15 protein-coding genes are annotated in these 16,551 nt (G+C 60.0%); 11 read left to right on the forward strand and 4 right to left on the reverse strand.

Annotation, left to right across the window (positions count from 1 at the left end; translation table 11 throughout):
• Positions 1 to 109: 109 nt before the first annotated feature.
• Together choX and betC are read right to left on the reverse strand one after the other, a co-directional pair.
• Positions 110 to 1,030: a choline ABC transporter substrate-binding protein gene (gene choX, locus B0D71_RS19005; RefSeq protein WP_103396123.1), complete on the reverse strand. Its 921-nt coding sequence runs from the start codon at positions 1,028 to 1,030 to the stop codon at positions 110 to 112.
• A 16-nt stretch (positions 1,031 to 1,046) separates the two neighbouring features.
• Positions 1,047 to 2,561, reverse strand: a complete 1,515-nt coding sequence (gene betC / locus B0D71_RS19010) for a choline-sulfatase (RefSeq protein ID WP_103396124.1) — start codon at positions 2,559 to 2,561, stop codon at positions 1,047 to 1,049.
• Positions 2,562 to 2,675: 114 nt separating this feature from the next.
• Here betC and B0D71_RS19015 point away from each other — a divergent pair, with 114 nt between their 5' ends.
• Both B0D71_RS19015 and B0D71_RS19020 read left to right on the forward strand, forming a co-directional pair.
• Positions 2,676 to 3,626: a choline sulfate utilization transcriptional regulator gene (locus B0D71_RS19015; protein ID WP_103396125.1), complete on the forward strand. Its 951-nt coding sequence runs from the start codon at positions 2,676 to 2,678 to the stop codon at positions 3,624 to 3,626.
• A gap of 61 nt (positions 3,627 to 3,687) precedes the next feature.
• Complete coding sequence (locus tag B0D71_RS19020) at positions 3,688 to 4,014, forward strand: DOPA 4,5-dioxygenase family protein (protein ID WP_103396126.1); 327 nt, start codon at positions 3,688 to 3,690, stop codon at positions 4,012 to 4,014.
• On the opposite strand, the gene B0D71_RS19025 is transcribed toward B0D71_RS19020, so the two are convergent.
• Positions 4,015 to 4,416, reverse strand: a complete 402-nt coding sequence (locus B0D71_RS19025) for a GFA family protein (protein ID WP_103396127.1) — start codon at positions 4,414 to 4,416, stop codon at positions 4,015 to 4,017. It lies immediately after the preceding gene.
• Between the two features lie 335 nt (positions 4,417 to 4,751).
• Here B0D71_RS19025 and B0D71_RS19030 point away from each other — a divergent pair, with 335 nt between their 5' ends.
• The 9 genes from B0D71_RS19030 (at position 4,752) to B0D71_RS19075 (ending at position 15,103) form a co-directional block, all read left to right on the forward strand.
• Complete coding sequence (locus B0D71_RS19030; RefSeq protein ID WP_103396128.1) at positions 4,752 to 6,059, forward strand: CitMHS family transporter; 1,308 nt, start codon at positions 4,752 to 4,754, stop codon at positions 6,057 to 6,059.
• Between the two features lie 85 nt (positions 6,060 to 6,144).
• Positions 6,145 to 6,912, forward strand: a complete 768-nt coding sequence (locus tag B0D71_RS19035; protein ID WP_007969844.1) for a TerC family protein — start codon at positions 6,145 to 6,147, stop codon at positions 6,910 to 6,912.
• A gap of 287 nt (positions 6,913 to 7,199) precedes the next feature.
• Positions 7,200 to 8,858: a Na/Pi cotransporter family protein gene (locus tag B0D71_RS19045; protein ID WP_103396130.1), complete on the forward strand. Its 1,659-nt coding sequence runs from the start codon at positions 7,200 to 7,202 to the stop codon at positions 8,856 to 8,858.
• 56 nt (positions 8,859 to 8,914) lie between these two features.
• Positions 8,915 to 10,291, forward strand: a complete 1,377-nt coding sequence (locus B0D71_RS19050) for a M16 family metallopeptidase (RefSeq protein ID WP_103396131.1) — start codon at positions 8,915 to 8,917, stop codon at positions 10,289 to 10,291.
• A 217-nt stretch (positions 10,292 to 10,508) separates the two neighbouring features.
• Positions 10,509 to 11,537 (forward strand): DUF5924 family protein, encoded by a 1,029-nt coding sequence (locus tag B0D71_RS19055; protein WP_103396132.1) that lies wholly within the window; start codon positions 10,509 to 10,511, stop codon positions 11,535 to 11,537.
• Between the two features lie 54 nt (positions 11,538 to 11,591).
• Positions 11,592 to 12,740: an ABC transporter permease gene (locus B0D71_RS19060; protein ID WP_103396133.1), complete on the forward strand. Its 1,149-nt coding sequence runs from the start codon at positions 11,592 to 11,594 to the stop codon at positions 12,738 to 12,740.
• Positions 12,737 to 13,540: an ABC transporter ATP-binding protein gene (locus tag B0D71_RS19065; RefSeq protein WP_103396134.1), complete on the forward strand. Its 804-nt coding sequence runs from the start codon at positions 12,737 to 12,739 to the stop codon at positions 13,538 to 13,540. The genes B0D71_RS19060 and B0D71_RS19065 overlap by 4 nt, the downstream gene beginning before the upstream one ends.
• A gap of 1 nt (position 13,541) precedes the next feature.
• On the forward strand, positions 13,542 to 14,480 hold the full coding sequence (locus B0D71_RS19070) for an MlaD family protein (RefSeq protein ID WP_103396135.1): 939 nt from the start codon (positions 13,542 to 13,544) through the stop codon (positions 14,478 to 14,480).
• The gene (locus tag B0D71_RS19075; protein WP_103396136.1) at positions 14,477 to 15,103 is read left to right on the forward strand and encodes an ABC-type transport auxiliary lipoprotein family protein; all 627 of its coding nucleotides are present in this window, start codon (positions 14,477 to 14,479) and stop codon (positions 15,101 to 15,103) included. The genes B0D71_RS19070 and B0D71_RS19075 overlap by 4 nt, the downstream gene beginning before the upstream one ends.
• Before the next feature lie 355 nt (positions 15,104 to 15,458).
• On the opposite strand, the gene B0D71_RS19085 is transcribed toward B0D71_RS19075, so the two are convergent.
• The gene (locus tag B0D71_RS19085) at positions 15,459 to 16,487 is read right to left on the reverse strand and encodes an IS110 family RNA-guided transposase (RefSeq protein ID WP_103392895.1); all 1,029 of its coding nucleotides are present in this window, start codon (positions 16,485 to 16,487) and stop codon (positions 15,459 to 15,461) included.
• Positions 16,488 to 16,551: the final 64 nt, after the last annotated feature.

Consider the following 16,551-nt stretch of genomic DNA (forward strand, 5'->3'; position numbering starts at 1 on the left):
ACCAGGTAAACCGTATTCAATGGTTTTGCGACTGCTTCGCAGCCGAACGGGGGCAAGCCCCCTCGCCACAGGAAGCCCCTTTGCCAGATAAACCTGTTCTGACTCAGGTTCAGAGTTTGGCTTTCACGGCCGGCAAAGCATCCTTGCCATCCACGGTCTTCACGCCATCGAGCCATTTATCCAGCACCGCCGGATTGGCCTTGATCCACGCCTTGGCCGCGTCGGCGTTGCTGACTTTCTTGTTCACCACCTCGGCCATGATGCTGTTTTCCATGTCCTGGGTGAAACTCAGGTTGGTCAGCAGTTTGCCGACGTTCGGACAGGCCTGTGCATAACCCTTGCGGGTCAGGGTGTGGACGCTGCCGGTGTCACCGAAGTATTTCTCGCCGCCCTTGAGGTAGTGCATCTTCAGTTGCACGTTCATCGGGTGTGGGGTCCAGCCGAGGAAGGTCACGAATTTCTGTTTTTTCACCGCGCGGGATACTTCCGCCAGCATCGCCTGCTCGCTGGATTCGACCAGCTTCCACTGGCCCATGTCGAAATCGTTTTTCTTGATGATCTCTTGCAGCGAGATGTTCGCCGGCGCGCCGGAGCCGATGCCGTAGATCTTGCGGTCGAACTTGTCGGCGTACTTGTTCAGGTCGGCGAAGGTATGCACACCCGCGTCCCACACGTAGTCCGGAACCGCGAGGGTGAATTCGGTGCCATCGAGGTTCTTCGCCAACTGCGTGACATCACCGTTGGCGACGAACTTGTCGAAGAAGCCCTGCTGCGCCGGCATCCAGTTACCGAGGAACACATCGACCTGGCCATCCTTGAGGCCGCCAAAGGTAATCGGTACCGCGAGGGTGTCGACCTTGGCCTTATAGCCCATGCCGTCCAGCAGAAACCCGGTGATGGCGTTGGTCGCGGCGATGTCGCTCCAGCCCGGGTCGGCCATCTTCACCGTCTCGCAACTCTGATCGGCAAATGCAGATGCACTGCCCAGAGCCAGGAGCCCGACCGTCAGTACTGTGGATAACCTTTGCATGGACTTCCCCTTAACATTATTGGTTTTGGCAGGGTTGTGGATAACGTGCTTTACGCTCCAGATCGTCGAGGTCGATGTGGTTGCGCATGTATTGCTGACTGGCGTCCACCAGGGGCTGGTGATCCCAGCTCTTCAGCTTGCCGAGGGTCAGCGCTTCGGCCACGAAACGCCGGCGCCGCTGGCTGGCGAGCACCTGTTGGTGAATTGCTGGAATGTTCCATTTGGCCCGCGCTTCGGCGAGAAAATCGTCGAAAAACTGGCGATGTTGCGGCGAATGGCTGAGTTCTTCCTGTTCGCGAGGGTCATTGTCTACATCAAAGAGCAGGCAAGGGTCGTCTTCGCTGTAGATAAATTTGTAGGCGCCCCGACGGATCATCATCAGCGGGCCGATGGTGCCTTCGGCCATGTATTCGCCGAACACTTCATCGTGGCCACCCTGCCCTTGCAGGTGCGGGACCAGCGAGCGGCCATCCAACGGCAAGCCTGGTTCCAGCGAGCCGCCGGCCAGTTCGACGAATGTCGGCAACAGGTCCGCCGTGGAAACACTGGCGCTGACCCGGCCGGCGCCGAACTGCCCCGGTGCGCTGATCAGTAGCGGCACCCGTGCGGCCATTTCATACCAGTGCATTTTGTACCAGAGGCCACGTTCGCCAAGCATGTCGCCATGGTCGCCGGAGAAGACGATGATGGTGTCGTCGATCAGACCCGTATCTTCGAGGGTTTGCAGGAGTTTGCCGACGTTGCTGTCGATATAGCTGCAGGCGCCGAAATAGGCGCGGCGGGCATCGCGAATCTTGTCCACAGGAAGCGGCTTGTCCCACAGGTCGTAGACCTTGAGCAAACGCTGCGAGTGCGGGTCGAGTTCATGCTGATTCGGCGTTGTAGGAAGCGGGATGTCGGCATCGTCGTACAGATCCCAGAAAGCCTTGGGAATCGTGTACGGGTCGTGTGGGTGAGTCATCGAAACGGTCAGGCAGAAAGGCTGGTCGCCATCCTCGCGGATATGGTCAAACAGGTACTGCTGGGCCTTGAACACCACCTCTTCGTCGAAATCCAGCTGATTGGTGCGCACGCACGGGCCGGCTTGCAGCACCGACGACATGTTGTGATACCAGGTCGGGCGCACGTCCGGTTCATCCCAGTTCACCGCCCAGCCGTAGTCAGCCGGATAGATATCACTGGTCAGGCGTTCTTCGTAGCCATGCAACTGGTCCGGCCCGCAGAAATGCATCTTGCCCGAAAGGGCGGTGCGATAGCCGAGGCGACGCAGGTAGTGGGCGTAGGTCGGTACGTCGGCGGGGAAATCGGCGGCGTTGTCGTAGGCGCCGATCTTGCTCGGCAACTGGCCACTGACCAGGGTGAAACGCGACGGCGCGCAAAGGGGGCTGTTGCAATAGGCAGAGTCGAACACCACGCCTTGTTCGGCGAGGCGGCTGAGATTGGGCAGTTTGATGGGCGATGGGCCGTAGAACGGCAACATTGGCGCGGCCATTTGATCGGCCATGATGAAAAGAATGTTCTTGCGCTTCATGTGATCGCGGCATTCCATAGTGGATGTTTATGCGAGAGTGCTGGCTTCGAGAATGAAACCCTCGCACTTTGCGGTAAAGCCCATGCACGGCAATGACTAGGATAAGCACAGCTTATGTATGACGCCCTTGGTGACCTGTCACTGGATCTGCTTCGTGCCTTCGAAGCCGCGGCCCGTCAGCGCAGCTTCACCGCTGCAGCGGTTGAACTGGGCACCACGCAGCCGGCCATCAGCCAGCAGATCAAGCGCCTCGAGGAACAACTGGCCACCCGATTGTTCGACCGCATTTATCGCGGTATCGAGCTGACCGAGGCCGGGTTGATACTTTTTGAGCAGGTTCAGCTCGGTTTGCAGAATATCGACGCCGGATTAAGCGCGATCAGCGCACAGCAACAGCATGAGGTGCTGCAGGTCGCCACGGATTTTGCCTTCGCCGCCTATTGGTTGATGCCGCGTCTGCACCGCTTTCACGCGGCCAATCCGCAGGTGGATGTCAGCCTGGTCACCAGTGAACGCAGTCATAACATGCTACGTACCGATATCGATGTGGCGGTGCTGTTTGGCGATGGCCGCTTCAAGCAGGGTGAAAGTCATTGGCTGTTCAGCGAAGAAGTGTTTCCGGTGTGTAGCCCGCAGTTGCTGGACGAGCGCCCCCTGCCGTTGCCGGCCCACGCATTGTTGGAGCTCCCGTTGCTGCACCTGCGTGGGGAACACAGCAGTAACTGGTTCGACTGGAGTGGTGTATTCCGCGAGCTGGGCATCACCTCGGCCCCGGCGCCGGGGCAATTGCGCTTCGACAATTACACCCTGCTGATTCAGGCGGCGATTGGCGGTCAGGGTGTGGCCATCGGCTGGCGCCACCTTGTGGATAACTTGCTGGCGCAAGGGTTGTTGTGCCGACCGATTGCCGAAACGGCGATGTCGAGGCTGGGTTACTACGTGGTCCTGCCCCAGCGCAAACGACGTGGAGCGCTGATCCAGCAGTTTGTGGACTGGTTGATGGCCGAGCAGGCCAGCAGTGCGGAATCGCTGTCGGGGTTGTCATTGCCTTCGATTGCGGTATGAAACGTGAAAAGATCGCCACCTGTGCCATGGGATCTGCTCGACCGGATTTAGAGGATTTCAAATGCAACGCATAACGGGTTACCACGCCCATGTCTATTTCGACGCCAACACCATCGGGCAGGCGCGTGCCTTGTGTGAGCAGGCCGCGCAATTGTTTCCACTGAAAATGGGCCGGGTGCACGAGCGCCCGGTCGGTCCGCACCCGGACTGGAGCTGCCAGTTGGCCTTCGAGCCGCAGGTGCTGGGCGACGTGCTGCCGTGGCTGGCGCTCAATCGCAACGGCCTGGTGGTGTTTCTGCACCCGGACACCGGCGACGATCTGCGCGACCACACCGAGCACGCGATCTGGATGGGCGCGATTCGGCCGCTGGACCTGTCTATTTTTTGATCAGAGTGTTTCTTCAGCCTCGCCGGGTAAGTGTTCGTCCAGATGCAGCCACGGCAAGCGGCTGTCGGTCCAGATGTGCCGCTCGGCTGGTGCTTGCTCGGGATGGTCGAGGGTGGCGATGGTCAGGTCGATGCTGTCCGGACTCAGGTGCGTGACCACCGCCAGTTGCGCCCCGCAGTGACCGCAGAAATATCGCGCGCAGGTGGTGGTGGAGTCGTACCGCGCCGGCGTCCCGGCCAGCCATTTGAAGGCGGAGGCCGGCACGGTGATCCAGGTCGTCACGATGCCGCCGCTGACCCGTCGGCAAATCGAACAATGACAGTGGACGATATCGTGCAGTGGCCCGCTGAATTGATAGCGCAGCTGGCCGCAGTGGCAGCCGCCGGTGTGGATGTCAGCCATGCTGGTCCCTCCTGTTGTGAATTCTCTGACGCCATCGCTTCTCCTCCCTGCCCCGTCCGACGACCGGTTGCACTTCCGGTCAACGCTTTCATTCCCGAAAGCTGGCTGAAAGCTTCCCCGATTAGGATCGCCCCCACTACCGGCAACAGACCGGTCGGCCAAGGCCAGCGTTTTATCGCTCGCACAGCCCATTTAACAACAACAATGGTGATTCTGATGTCCTCTTCTACCCGCCACTTCGCTGTAACTCCGTCCGTACCTCTCGTGCTTCCCGTTCTGCGCTGATCCTGCCCGGTCCGCCCATTCCCTAGCCGCGCTACGCCTGGAGTATTCCCATGCTGACTTTCCTTGGCTTCGCCATGGTCATCACGTTCATGTTCCTGATCATGACCAAGCGCCTGTCCGCGCTGATCGCCCTGATCCTCATTCCAATCATCTTCGCCCTGTTCGGCGGCTTCGGCCCCAAAATCGGTCCGATGATGCTCGAAGGCATCACCAAGCTCGCGCCGACCGGCGTGATGCTGATGTTCGCGATTCTGTACTTCGCCCTGATGATCGACTCCGGCCTGTTTGACCCGGCCGTGCGCAAGATCCTCAAAATGGTCAAGGGCGACCCGCTGAAAGTTTCGGTCGGCACCGCCGTACTGGCGCTCGTCGTTTCCCTCGATGGTGACGGCGCGACCACTTACATGATCTGTGTGGCCGCCATGCTGCCGCTCTACAGCCGTATCGGCATGAGCCCGCGGATCATGGCCGGCCTGATCATTCTCGCCGGTGGCGTGATGAACATGACCCCGTGGGGCGGCCCGACCGCCCGTGCCGCGAGCGCGCTGCATGTGGACCCGTCCGACATCTTCGTACCGATGATTCCCGCGATGGCGGCCGGTGTGGTGGCGATCCTGGCCATTGCTTACTTCTACGGCAAACGTGAACGTGCGCGCCTGGGTGAACTGCACCTGGTGGGCGATGAGATCGACCACAGCGAAATCAGCGTTTCGCAGTTCCCGGATGCCCGTCGTCCGAAGCTGATCTGGTTCAACGGCGCCCTGACCCTTGGGCTGATGTGCACCCTGATTGCCGGCCTGTTGCCGCTGCCAGTACTGTTCATGGTGGCGTTCAGTATCGCCATGATCGTCAACTACCCTTGCCTGCAACAGCAGAAGGATCGCGTCGCGGCCCACGCCGGTAGCGTGCTGGCAGTGGTCGGGCTGATCTTTGCCGCCGGCATCTTCACCGGTATCCTGTCGGGCACCGGTATGGTCGATGCCATGTCGAAAAGCCTGCTGTCGGTGATCCCGGATTTCCTCGGCCCGTACCTGGCGGTGATCACGGCGCTGGTGAGCATGCCGTTCACGTTCTTCATGTCGAACGATGCATTTTATTACGGCGTGTTACCGGTACTTGCCGAAGCCGCCAGTCACTACGGTATAACCGCGGTGGAAATGGCACGTGCCTCGATCGTCGGTCAGCCCGTCCACCTCTTGAGCCCGCTGGTTCCATCGACCTATCTGTTGGTGGCCCTGGCCGGTATCGATTTCGGTGACCACCAGCGCTTCACCCTGAAGTGGGCAGTGCTGGTTTGTATCTGCATACTGATTGCTGCACTGCTGTTGGGGACTTTCCCTGTGTTCAGCACTCTATAAGCCCAAGACTCACCACTTCGGGTCCAGGCTTCGCTGTTTGAAGCCCGGACCCTTTGTGGTTTAACAATCGCTCAAAGGAATACACATGGAATGGCTGACCAACCCTGAAATCTGGGTTGCCTTCTTTACCCTGACCGCCCTGGAAATCGTCCTGGGTATCGATAACATCATCATGATTTCGATTCTGGTCAGCCGCATGCCCAAACACATGCAGGCGCGCACCCGGATTTTCGGTCTGGCGCTGGCCATGATCACGCGAATCCTGTTGCTGCTGTCGATCACCTGGGTCATGCGCCTCACGGCGGACTTGTTCGTGGTGTTCGGTCAGGGTATTTCCGGGCGAGACCTGATCCTGTTCTTCGGTGGTCTGTTCCTGCTGTGGAAGAGCTCGCAAGAGATGTACCACGCGCTGGAAGGTGAAGACGAAACCAACGAAGAGCCTTCGGGCAAGGGCGGCAACTTCCTCTACACCATCATCCAGATCGCGATCATCGACATCGTGTTCTCCCTGGACTCGGTGATCACCGCGGTCGGTATGGTTTCCCACGTACCGGTCATGGTCGCGGCAATCATCGTGGCGGTACTGGTGATGATGTGGGCATCTGGCACCATCAGTGAGTTCATCGACAAGCACCCATCGCTGAAGATGCTGGCGCTGTCGTTCCTGTTGATTGTCGGTACTGTCCTGATTGCCGAATCCCTGGACGTGCACGTGCCAAAAGGCTACGTCTACTTCGCCATGGCGTTCTCGCTGGCGGTGGAAGCGATCAACATCAAGATGCGCACCGCTATTGCGAAAAAGAAGAAACAGCAGGATCCGGTAAAGCTGCGCAAGGACATTCCGGGCCAGTAACCCGGTAATACGCAACACCCTGTGGGAGCGAACTTGCTCGCGATGGCGGTCTGTCAGTCAACATCGATGTTGGAGCTGATGGCCTCATCGCGAGCAAGCTCGCTCCCACAGTGCTTTGTGTGGCTGGAAGATCGCTGTTTTCATGACAGTTTTGTTTCAATCCCTTCTTTGGCTATGCGATGCTGGCGCGCAGACCGTTAGCCAACTACAGCTTAAGTACAGAACGTAGAACGTCGCGCGGCACCGTCAATTTGCTCCTTTGGGGCGCTACACCACAGGGGGTCGGTATGCTCACCCTGCTCAATTTGCTTTCCGCCGTGGCCCTGCTGATCTGGGGCACGCACATCGTCCGAACCGGCATCCTGCGGGTCTACGGCACCAACCTGCGCCATGTCATTGGCTATAACATGTCCAAACGCTGGCTGGCTTTCGTCTCCGGGATCGTCGTGACAGCGATGGTCCAGAGCAGTAACGCCACCGCCATGCTCGTCACCTCCTTTGTCGGCCAGGGCTTGATGGCGCTGACCCCGGCACTGGCCACCATGCTTGGCGCGGACGTCGGTACGGCATTGATGGCGCGGGTGCTGACGTTCGATCTGTCGTGGCTGTCGCCGTTGCTGATCTTTGTCGGGGTGATCTTCTTTTTGTCGCGCAAGCAGACCCGGCTCGGGCAGCTTGGCCGTGTCGCCATTGGCTTGGGGTTGATCATTCTGGCGCTGCAACTGATTGTTGAAGCGGCGCATCCGATTACCCATGCCAAAGGGGTGAAGGTGATTTTCGCCTCGCTCACCGGCGACATCCTGCTCGATGCCCTGGTCGGGGCACTGTTCGCGATGATTTCCTATTCCAGCCTGGCCGCTGTGCTGCTGACCGCGACCCTGGCAGGAGCCAACGTGATCAGCCTGCCGGTGGCCATCGGGCTGGTGATCGGCGCCAATATCGGTAGCGGCGTACTTGCCTTCCTCAGCACCAGCATGCAGAACGCCGCCGGGCGCCAAGTGGCGTTGGGCAGCCTGCTGTACAAACTGATCGGTCTTTTATTGATCATTCCAGTGCTCGATCCGCTCGTGCACTGGCTCGATGGCCTCGATTTCAGCGCTCAGGAAATGGTCATCGGTTTTCACCTGCTCTACAACACCGTGCGCTGCCTGATCCTGCTGCCCAGCCTCGGACCGATGGCCAGGTTTTGTGCCTGGGTGTTGCCGGAGCGCCCGCTGGCCAACGGCACGGCCAAGCCCCGGCATCTTGATCCCACGGCATTGGTCACGCCAGGTTTGGCGTTGGCCAACGCGGCCCGGGAAACCCTGCGCATGGGCGACCTGATCGACAGCATGCTCGAGGCCATGCTCGACGTGTTGCGTGGCAAGCAAACTGCCGTCACCCAGGAAGTGCGCCGACTGTCCGACGATGTCGAAGCGCTCTACAGCGCGATCAAGTTGTACCTGGCGCAAATGCCCCGGGAGGACCTCAGCGATCAGGACAGCCGGCGCTGGGCGGAAATCATTGAGCTGGCGATCAACCTGAAACTCGCCAGCGACTTGATCGAGCGCATGTTGCGCAAGATCCAGCAGCAGAAAACCTCGCAGCGCCGGTCATTTTCCGAAGTCGGACTGGACGAATTGGCCGGTCTGCACACTCAGTTGATTTCCAACCTGCGGCTCGGGATGTCGGTGTTTCTCAGCGCCGATCCGGAAAGTGCTCGCCAGTTGGTGCGTGAGAAACGTCGTTTCCGCGCACAGGAACGGCGCCTGGCTCATGCTCATGTCAGCCGCTTGCAACGTAAAATCGTGCAAAGTATCGAAACCAGTTCGTTACACCTGGAGCTGATCGCCGACATGAAGCGTCTGAATTCGCTGTTTTGCAGCAGTGCCTATGTGGTGCTGGAAACATCCGACACCGGCGCGCTGGTGGTCGACGATTTGACTGACATTACTCATTCACCCTGAACGTCCACAGTTGCCTGAAGTCTGTTGAACTTACGCTGGTCGTATGGAAACCCGTTATGCGTTGTCTGTTGTTCGCCTGCCTGTTGCTTGGTTCATTCCCGTCATTCGCCCTGGATCGCTTTCAGGTCGAGGGCTACACGCTGCGCAACGGTTTGCAATTGCTGCTCAAACCCGGCACTGACCGCGGGCATGTGGCGATCCGGCTGGTGGTCGGCGTTGGCCTGGACGATTTCGGCTGCGAAGAAAAAGAATTGCCGCATCTGCTGGAACACTTGCTGTTCAGCGGCATCGATGCCAGCGGCGAAGGTGGCCTGGAGGAACGCATGCAGGCCCTGGGCGGCGAGTGGAACGCCTTCACCAGCAACGCCGATACGACTTTCGTCATCGAAGCCCCGGCGAAAAACCAGCGCAAGGTGCTCGACCTGCTGCTGGCGCTGCTGACCCAGACCCGTTTCGACGACAACGCCATCAACGCGGCCAAGCAAGTGGTCGAGCGGGAAGACGGCGGCCACTATTCGCACCTGCAACGCTGGCTCGATCGGCAGGACCTTGGCCACACGGCCAGCAACCAGCTGGCCGTTGAACTGGGTCTCAAATGCCCGGAGCGCGCGCAAGTCGATGACCTGAGCCGAGAGCAACTGGAGCAGGTACGCAAAGACTGGTATGCGCCGAACAACATGACGCTGATCGTGGTCGGCGACCTCGACAAGTTGCTGCCAGCCTATCTGGAGCGTGCGTATGGCGCGCTGGAGGCGATCACCCCGGGCGAGCATCCGCCTCTGCCGCAAATCCAGACCAGCGCCGCCCACGAGCGCACGCTGACCCACGGCCTGGTGGGCAACGGCGCCAAATTGCACTGGCTGGTGCCGGAGCCGGTGTTGGAAGACGGGCACGATCAAACCTTCGACTTACTCAAGGATTATCTGGACTGGGCGCTCTATCGCCAGTTGCGCCTGGCTCACGGTTTGTCCTACGGCCCGTGGGCGGAACGCGAGGTGTTCGGCGGCGTGGGTTTCATGAGCCTCAATGCCGACCTTGACCGTGACGACGTGTCCGAGGCCGAACAAGTGCTTGATGGCTTAAAAGCCGGGTTGCTCAGGGACGGCCTGAATGCCGATACCTTCAACCGCCTCAAACAAGCCGCGATTGCCCGCCAGGCCTGGGCCGTACAAGGCAACAGTGCGTTGGCCGACTACTACTGGAGCGCCATTGGCGACTACGAGGACGGCCGGTTCACCAACCCGGCCCGGGAGCTGCAAGGGGTGACGCTGCAGGAGGCGAACAAGGCCGTGCGTGAACTGCTGTTGCAGCCGGGGTATTTGCGGATCGAGAAGCCGTTGTTCAGTTATGACCAGTTGATGTGGCTGTTGGTCGGTGGCGTGGGCTTGATCGTGTTGATGTTGGTGGGCTGGCGTTTGCATCGCAGGAAGTAACCACTCCAACTGGCGAGCGACTAACTGTGGCGAGGGGGCTTGCCCCCGTTGGGTCGCGAAGCGGCCCCAAAATCAGCAACTCCGATCTTAAAGATGCATTGCGGTAATCAGCTTCACGACTGCTTCGCAGCCGAACGGGGGCAAGCCCCCTCGCCACAGGGCCACACGAGCGGTAACCTGTCGAGGTTTTTTCCTACGACTACTGTGAACCCGCCGAATGCAAAACCTGACCCGTTTCGTACAGCGCATCCTCGAATTGATGAAGCGCTACCCTGGGGTCATTGCGCTCGCTGGTTTCATCTCCGGGGTAGGCAGTTTCATTCTGGTCGATCGCCAGCAAGGCCTGGCGAGCTGGATCACCACCATCATGCTGATCAGCTGGATCTGGCTGATGCTGGAAAACAGCCTGACCAAGCTGTTCACGCGCATTTTCAAGCGCGAAATCCCGCAGCCTTTACTGCGTTACGCAACGCAGATGATCCATCAGGAAAGCCTGTTCTTTGTCCTGCCGTTCTTCTTCATCACCACGACGTGGAACAGCGGCCAGTTGTTTTTCACCGGGCTGCTGGGCGTCGCGGCGCTGATTTCGATCATTGACCCGCTCTACTACAAGTGGCTGGCACCACGACGCTGGGCGTTTCTGGCCCTGCACACCCTGACCCTGTTCGCCGCGCTGCTCACCGCGTTGCCGGTGATCATGCACCTGACGACGTCGCAAAGTTTCAAATGGGCGCTGGGTATCTCGGTGCTGCTGTCGTTCCCAAGCCTGGCGTCGATCTTCCCGATTCGTACGGTACGCAGTGCGTTGGCGATCTTGAGCATCACCCTGGGCATCGGTGCTGTCGGTTGGCAGCTGCGTTCGTGGGTGCCACCGGCAACGCTGTGGATGGCCGACGTGGCCATCAGCACGCAAATGCAGGACCGCACCCCGGGCGCCAGCCTCGATGTAGTCAGTACCGAGCAGATTCGCAATGGCGGGCTCTACGCATACACCGCGATCAATGCCCCGCGAGGTCTGGACGAACGGATTTACCACGTCTGGCAGTTCAACGGAAAAGAGGTCGACCGTATTGCGCTGGATATCCACGGTGGGCGCAAGGAAGGATATCGAGCCTGGACCCACAAGCAGAACTTCCCGGGCAACCCGGCCGGCAAATGGCAGGTTCGGGTACTGACCGAAGATGGCCAGCTCATCGGCGTGCTACGTTTCAACGTCACGGACAGCACAGCGATCAAAGAAAAGTGATCCGGTTCGTGCTATTACGTAGAGCTGCGTAATCACTGAACAAGCACGGAGCTTATGATCAGCAGCACGATGGCCGGCAACGCCCGATTGGACACGTCGATTACCCCTGCGCGGTTGCGGGTGACGGGCGACTGGACGCTTGCCCATTACGCCGACCTCAAGCTGTTGAGCGAAAAACTCCACGGCCAGTACGACGCCAACACCCCCATCGACCTCAATGGTCTCGGCGCCCTCGACACTGCCGGCGCCTCGCTGTTGGTGGAACTGCTCGGCTCCGAGCGCCTCGGCCGCTCCGCTGAACATCCGGATTGCACACTTTCCGCTGCCGACCGCGCGTTGCTGCAAACCGTCTACTGCTCGTTGACCGACTTCTGTGTACCGATCAAGGAACCGGAAATCAGCGTTACCGTGCAGTTGCTGACCCGCATCGGCCGCGCGGTGGACATCGTCTGGCAGGACACCCTGCAACTGCTGGGTTTCGTTGGCCTGATCATCGAAACCATTGCCCGAAGCCTGTTCCGTCCCAAGCGCTGGCGTGTCACGTCGACGATCGCGCATATCGAACAGACCGGTCTCGACGCCGCCCCTATCGTTGCGCTGCTGACTTTTCTGGTGGGCGCCGTGGTGGCGTTTCTCGGGTCGACGGTACTGGCCACTTTCGGCGCCACGGTCTTCACCGTGGACCTGGTGGGATTTGCCTTCCTGCGTGAGTTCGGCGTGTTGCTGACCGCGATCCTGATGGCCGGGCGCACCGCCAGTGCGTTCACGGCGCAAATCGGTTCGATGAAGGCCAACGAAGAAATCGACGCCATCCGCACCCTGGGCCTCGACCCCGTGGAATTGCTGGTGGTACCGCGGGTCCTGGCGTTGCTGATTGCCCTGCCGATGCTGACCTTTCTGGCGATGCTGTCGGGGATTATCGGCGGGGCGGTGGTCTGCGCGGTGAAGCTGGATATCTCCCCGGCGATGTTCCTATCGCTGCTGCAATCGGACATCGGCGTTCAACACTTTCTGGTGGGGATCGTCAAAGCGCCGGTCTTCGCTTTCCTGATCGCCGCGATTGGTTGCCTCGAAGGCTTCAAGGTCAGTGGCAGCGCCGAGTCCGTCGGTGCCCACACCACGTCGAGCGTGGTGCAGTCGATTTTCGTGGTGATCGTGATGGATGCGATAGCCGCGATGTTTTTCATGGAGATGGGTTGGTGAGTCGAGTACCCCGAGCGCCCTCCGAGGCCGTGATTGAAGTGCGTGGGCTGTGCAATCGCTTTGGCCGCCAGAGCGTGCACGAGGACCTCGACCTGGATTTGTACAAGGGCGAAATCCTCGCCGTGGTCGGCGGTTCCGGCAGTGGCAAATCGGTGTTGCTGCGCAGCATTGTCGGGCTGCGCGAGCCCAGTGAAGGGCTGGTGAAAGTCTTCGGCAAGAACCTGCCAACCTTGTCCGAGCACGAGCGTTCGCTGGTGGAGCGGCGATTCGGTGTGCTGTTCCAGAAGGGGGCGCTGTTTTCCTCGCTGACGGTGACCGAGAACGTCGCCCTGCCGCTGATCGAACACGCCGGCTTGAGCCGCAACGACGCCGAGCACCTGGCGGCGGTGAAAATGGCCCTGGCCGGGTTGCCGCTGTCGGCGGCGGACAAGTATCCAGCATCGCTGTCGGGCGGCATGATCAAGCGTGCCGCATTGGCCCGGGCGCTGGCTTTGGACCCGGACATCCTGTTTCTCGACGAGCCTACCGCCGGCCTTGATCCGATCGGCGCCGCCGCGTTCGACCAATTGATCCTGACCCTGCGCGATGCCCTGGGCCTGAGCGTTTTCCTGGTGACTCATGACCTCGACACGCTCTACACCATCACCGACCGGGTGGCGGTGCTGGCGCAGAAAAAAGTGCTGGTGGCGGACGCCATCGACAAGGTCTCGGAAACCAACGATCCGTGGATTCACGAATACTTCCATGGCCCTCGCGGCCGCGCGGCATTGACAGCCGCCCAACAGCTCAACGAGGTCTGACATGGAAACCCGAGCCCATCATGTACTGATCGGCCTGTTCACCGTGATTGTGGTGACGGCCGCGCTGCTGTTCGGTCTGTGGCTGGCCAAGTCCAGCGTCGATACCGAATTCAAGGACTACGAGGTCGTGTTCAACGAGGCGGTCAGTGGTTTGTCCAAGGGCAGTTCGGTGCAGTACAGCGGGATCAAGGTCGGCGACGTGATCTCGCTGCGCCTGGACCCGAAGGACCCGCGCCGGGTACTGGCGCGAATTCGCCTGGCCGGTGATACCCCGGTCAAGGAAGACACCCAGGCCAAACTGGCCCTGACCGGCGTCACCGGGACCTCAATCATCCAGCTCAGCGGCGGCACGCCACAGAGCCCGACGCTCAAGGGCAAGGACGGCAACCTGCCGACCATCGTCGCCTCGCCCTCGCCCATTGCGCGCCTGCTCAATGACAGCGAAGACCTGATGGCCGGGGTGAACACACTGATGCATAACGCCAACCTGATGTTCTCCACGGAAAACATCGAGCGCATCAGCAACACCCTGGAGCACCTGGAGCAAACCACCGGGGCCATTGCCGATCAGCGCGGTGATATCCGTCAGGCCATGCAGCAACTGGCGTCGGTGGGCAAGCAGGCCAACACCATGCTGGAGCAGACCACGGCGCTGATGCGCAATGCCAACGGGCTGCTCAACGAGCATGGCAAGGAGGCACTGGGCAGCGCCGAGCAGGCGATGAGGTCGTTGCAGGACAGCAGCGCCACTCTCAACAAACTGATCACCGCCAATCAGGATTCGCTTAATAGCGGCATGCAAGGCCTCAATGGCCTTGGCCCGGCCGTGCACGAGATGCGCGAAACCCTGAGCTCATTGCGCGCCATTACCAAACGTCTGGAGGCCAACCCCAGCGGTTACCTGTTGGGCAGTGAAAAGACCAAGGAATTTACGCCATGAAACTGATTCGGATTGCCCTCCTCGCTGGCTTCACGCTGATCAGTTCGTGCTCGATCCTGCCAAAACCCGAGCCCTTCGAGATGTATCGGTTGCCGTCGGCCCAGAGCAACGCCTCGGCCAGCCACGGCACGCCGCAGCGCTGGTCGTTGCGCCTGAGCAAATTCCAGTCCAGCGAAGCATTGAACAGTCCGAACATTGCCGTGATTCCTCAGGGCGATGTGATCAGTCACTACAAGGGTTCACGCTGGAGCGACCCGGCGCCGGTGCTGGTGCGCAATCGCCTGCTGGACGGTTTTCAGCATGACGGGCGGGTGCCGCTGCTGAGCACCGATGACAGCATTTTCCAGACCGATCTTGAATTGGGCGGCAGCCTGCAGGCGTTTCAGACTGAATACCAGGGCACGAATGCCAGCGTGGTCGTGCGTCTGGATGCATTGCTGGTGCGCAGCTATGACCAGCGCCTGCTTGCCAGCCGCCGCTTTGAAGTGCGCCAGCCGATCAGTGATGTGCAGGTCCCGGCGGTGGTTGCCGGGTTCGGTCAGGCGAACGATCAACTGACCGCGCAGGTGGTGAACTGGGCGGTCGAGCAAGGGCAGAGGCTGGCCCCGCCACCCAGACCTTGAAGAATTACGCATTCCCCCTGTGGGAGCGAGCTTGCTCGCGAAGGCGGTGTATCAGGCAACATTGATGTCGACTGACACTCCCTCTTCGCCAGCAAGCCGGCTCCTACATCTATGGTTACCCCCTTTTCTGCAATACTGTATTTGATGCGTGTTTGGCTTGCTTTCATCTATCCGGCGTCTGAGTGGGGGTGTCGCCCCGCGCCTCGATGAGAATCGATGCCCAACGACCCTAATTAGTTGAACGGCCTTACAGCCGTGTAGGAGCCCAGGGTTGTCGTCAGGCCGGTTGGCCGTTCACGTCATCAGTTATCCAGCATCGCAAAACCAGGTGGGTGGTGCTCGGGTGACAGCGGGGTCAGGCGTTCATCGCGGCTGGCCCCGCATCGAATTCAGTGTGGTGTGCGGCTATCGCCCAGGCGATTCTTGCCAGCTTGTTGGCCAGTGCGCAGACCACGAGATTGGAGTGATGGCGGGAAGCTAATAGTTGGCGGACCCAGTCCGCCAAGGCGCCTTTCTGTCGTTCCAGTTGTATCAAGTACACACGGGCGCACTGGATGAGCAGGCGCCTCTGATTTCGATCGCCGCGTTTACTGATGCCGAGCAACACGGTTTTGTCGCCCGTACCGTGCTGTTTGGGTACCAGCCCGATCGACGCCGCATAGCCTCGGCCGCATTTGAACTGTTTGCCATCGCCCAACTCGGCAGCCAAGGCGCTGGAGGTGATCGGGCCGACACACGGCATGGTCATCAAACGAGCCGCCAGATCATCTTCAGCTGCTTGGCATTCCACCTCCTTGTCCAGCGCTTTGACCTTCCCATCCAGATAGTTGAAGTGCTCATGCAACCCCATCAGAATTTTTTTGATGGAGCCGGAAAATGAACTCATCTCAAGCAATGCTGGAAGCTCTTTGATGGATTTGAAGCCGGGAGCCAGGCTGATACCCACCTCCAGCAGGGCTGCGTGAATCCGATTGACGGTGGCGGTACGGTCTTTGATGAACGACTCACGAACCGAATTGAGCATCGCCAGCGCCTGCTGAGCCTGGGTTTTGGGGTGCACGAAGCGCATTGTGGGCCGGGTCGCCGCCTCGCAGATCGCTTCGGCATCAGCGAAGTCGTTTTTGTTGCTCTTCACGTAAGGGCGTACCAGATGTGGCGCAATAAGCTTGGGCGTATGCCCCAGCTTGGCGACTTCCTGCGCCATGAAATGGGCGCCGCCACAGGCTTCCATCACGACGGTGCAGGGTTCCAGTTTCGCCAGATATTGGGTGAGTGCTGCGCGCGTAAACTTTCTGCGGTGAACCTCGTGGCCGCGATCATCTTGAGCATGAAGATGAAAGGAATGTTTTCCGAGGTCGATGGCGGCAATAGCTACGTTGTTCATGGCAATGATCTCCGATGAGCCCTCTGTGAAAGCTTAGTGGGCGATCACAGGGGGCAGCGGGGGG

Origin of the sequence: Pseudomonas laurylsulfativorans, assembly GCF_002906155.1 — a bacterium.
Classification (GTDB): domain Bacteria; phylum Pseudomonadota; class Gammaproteobacteria; order Pseudomonadales; family Pseudomonadaceae; genus Aquipseudomonas; species Aquipseudomonas laurylsulfativorans.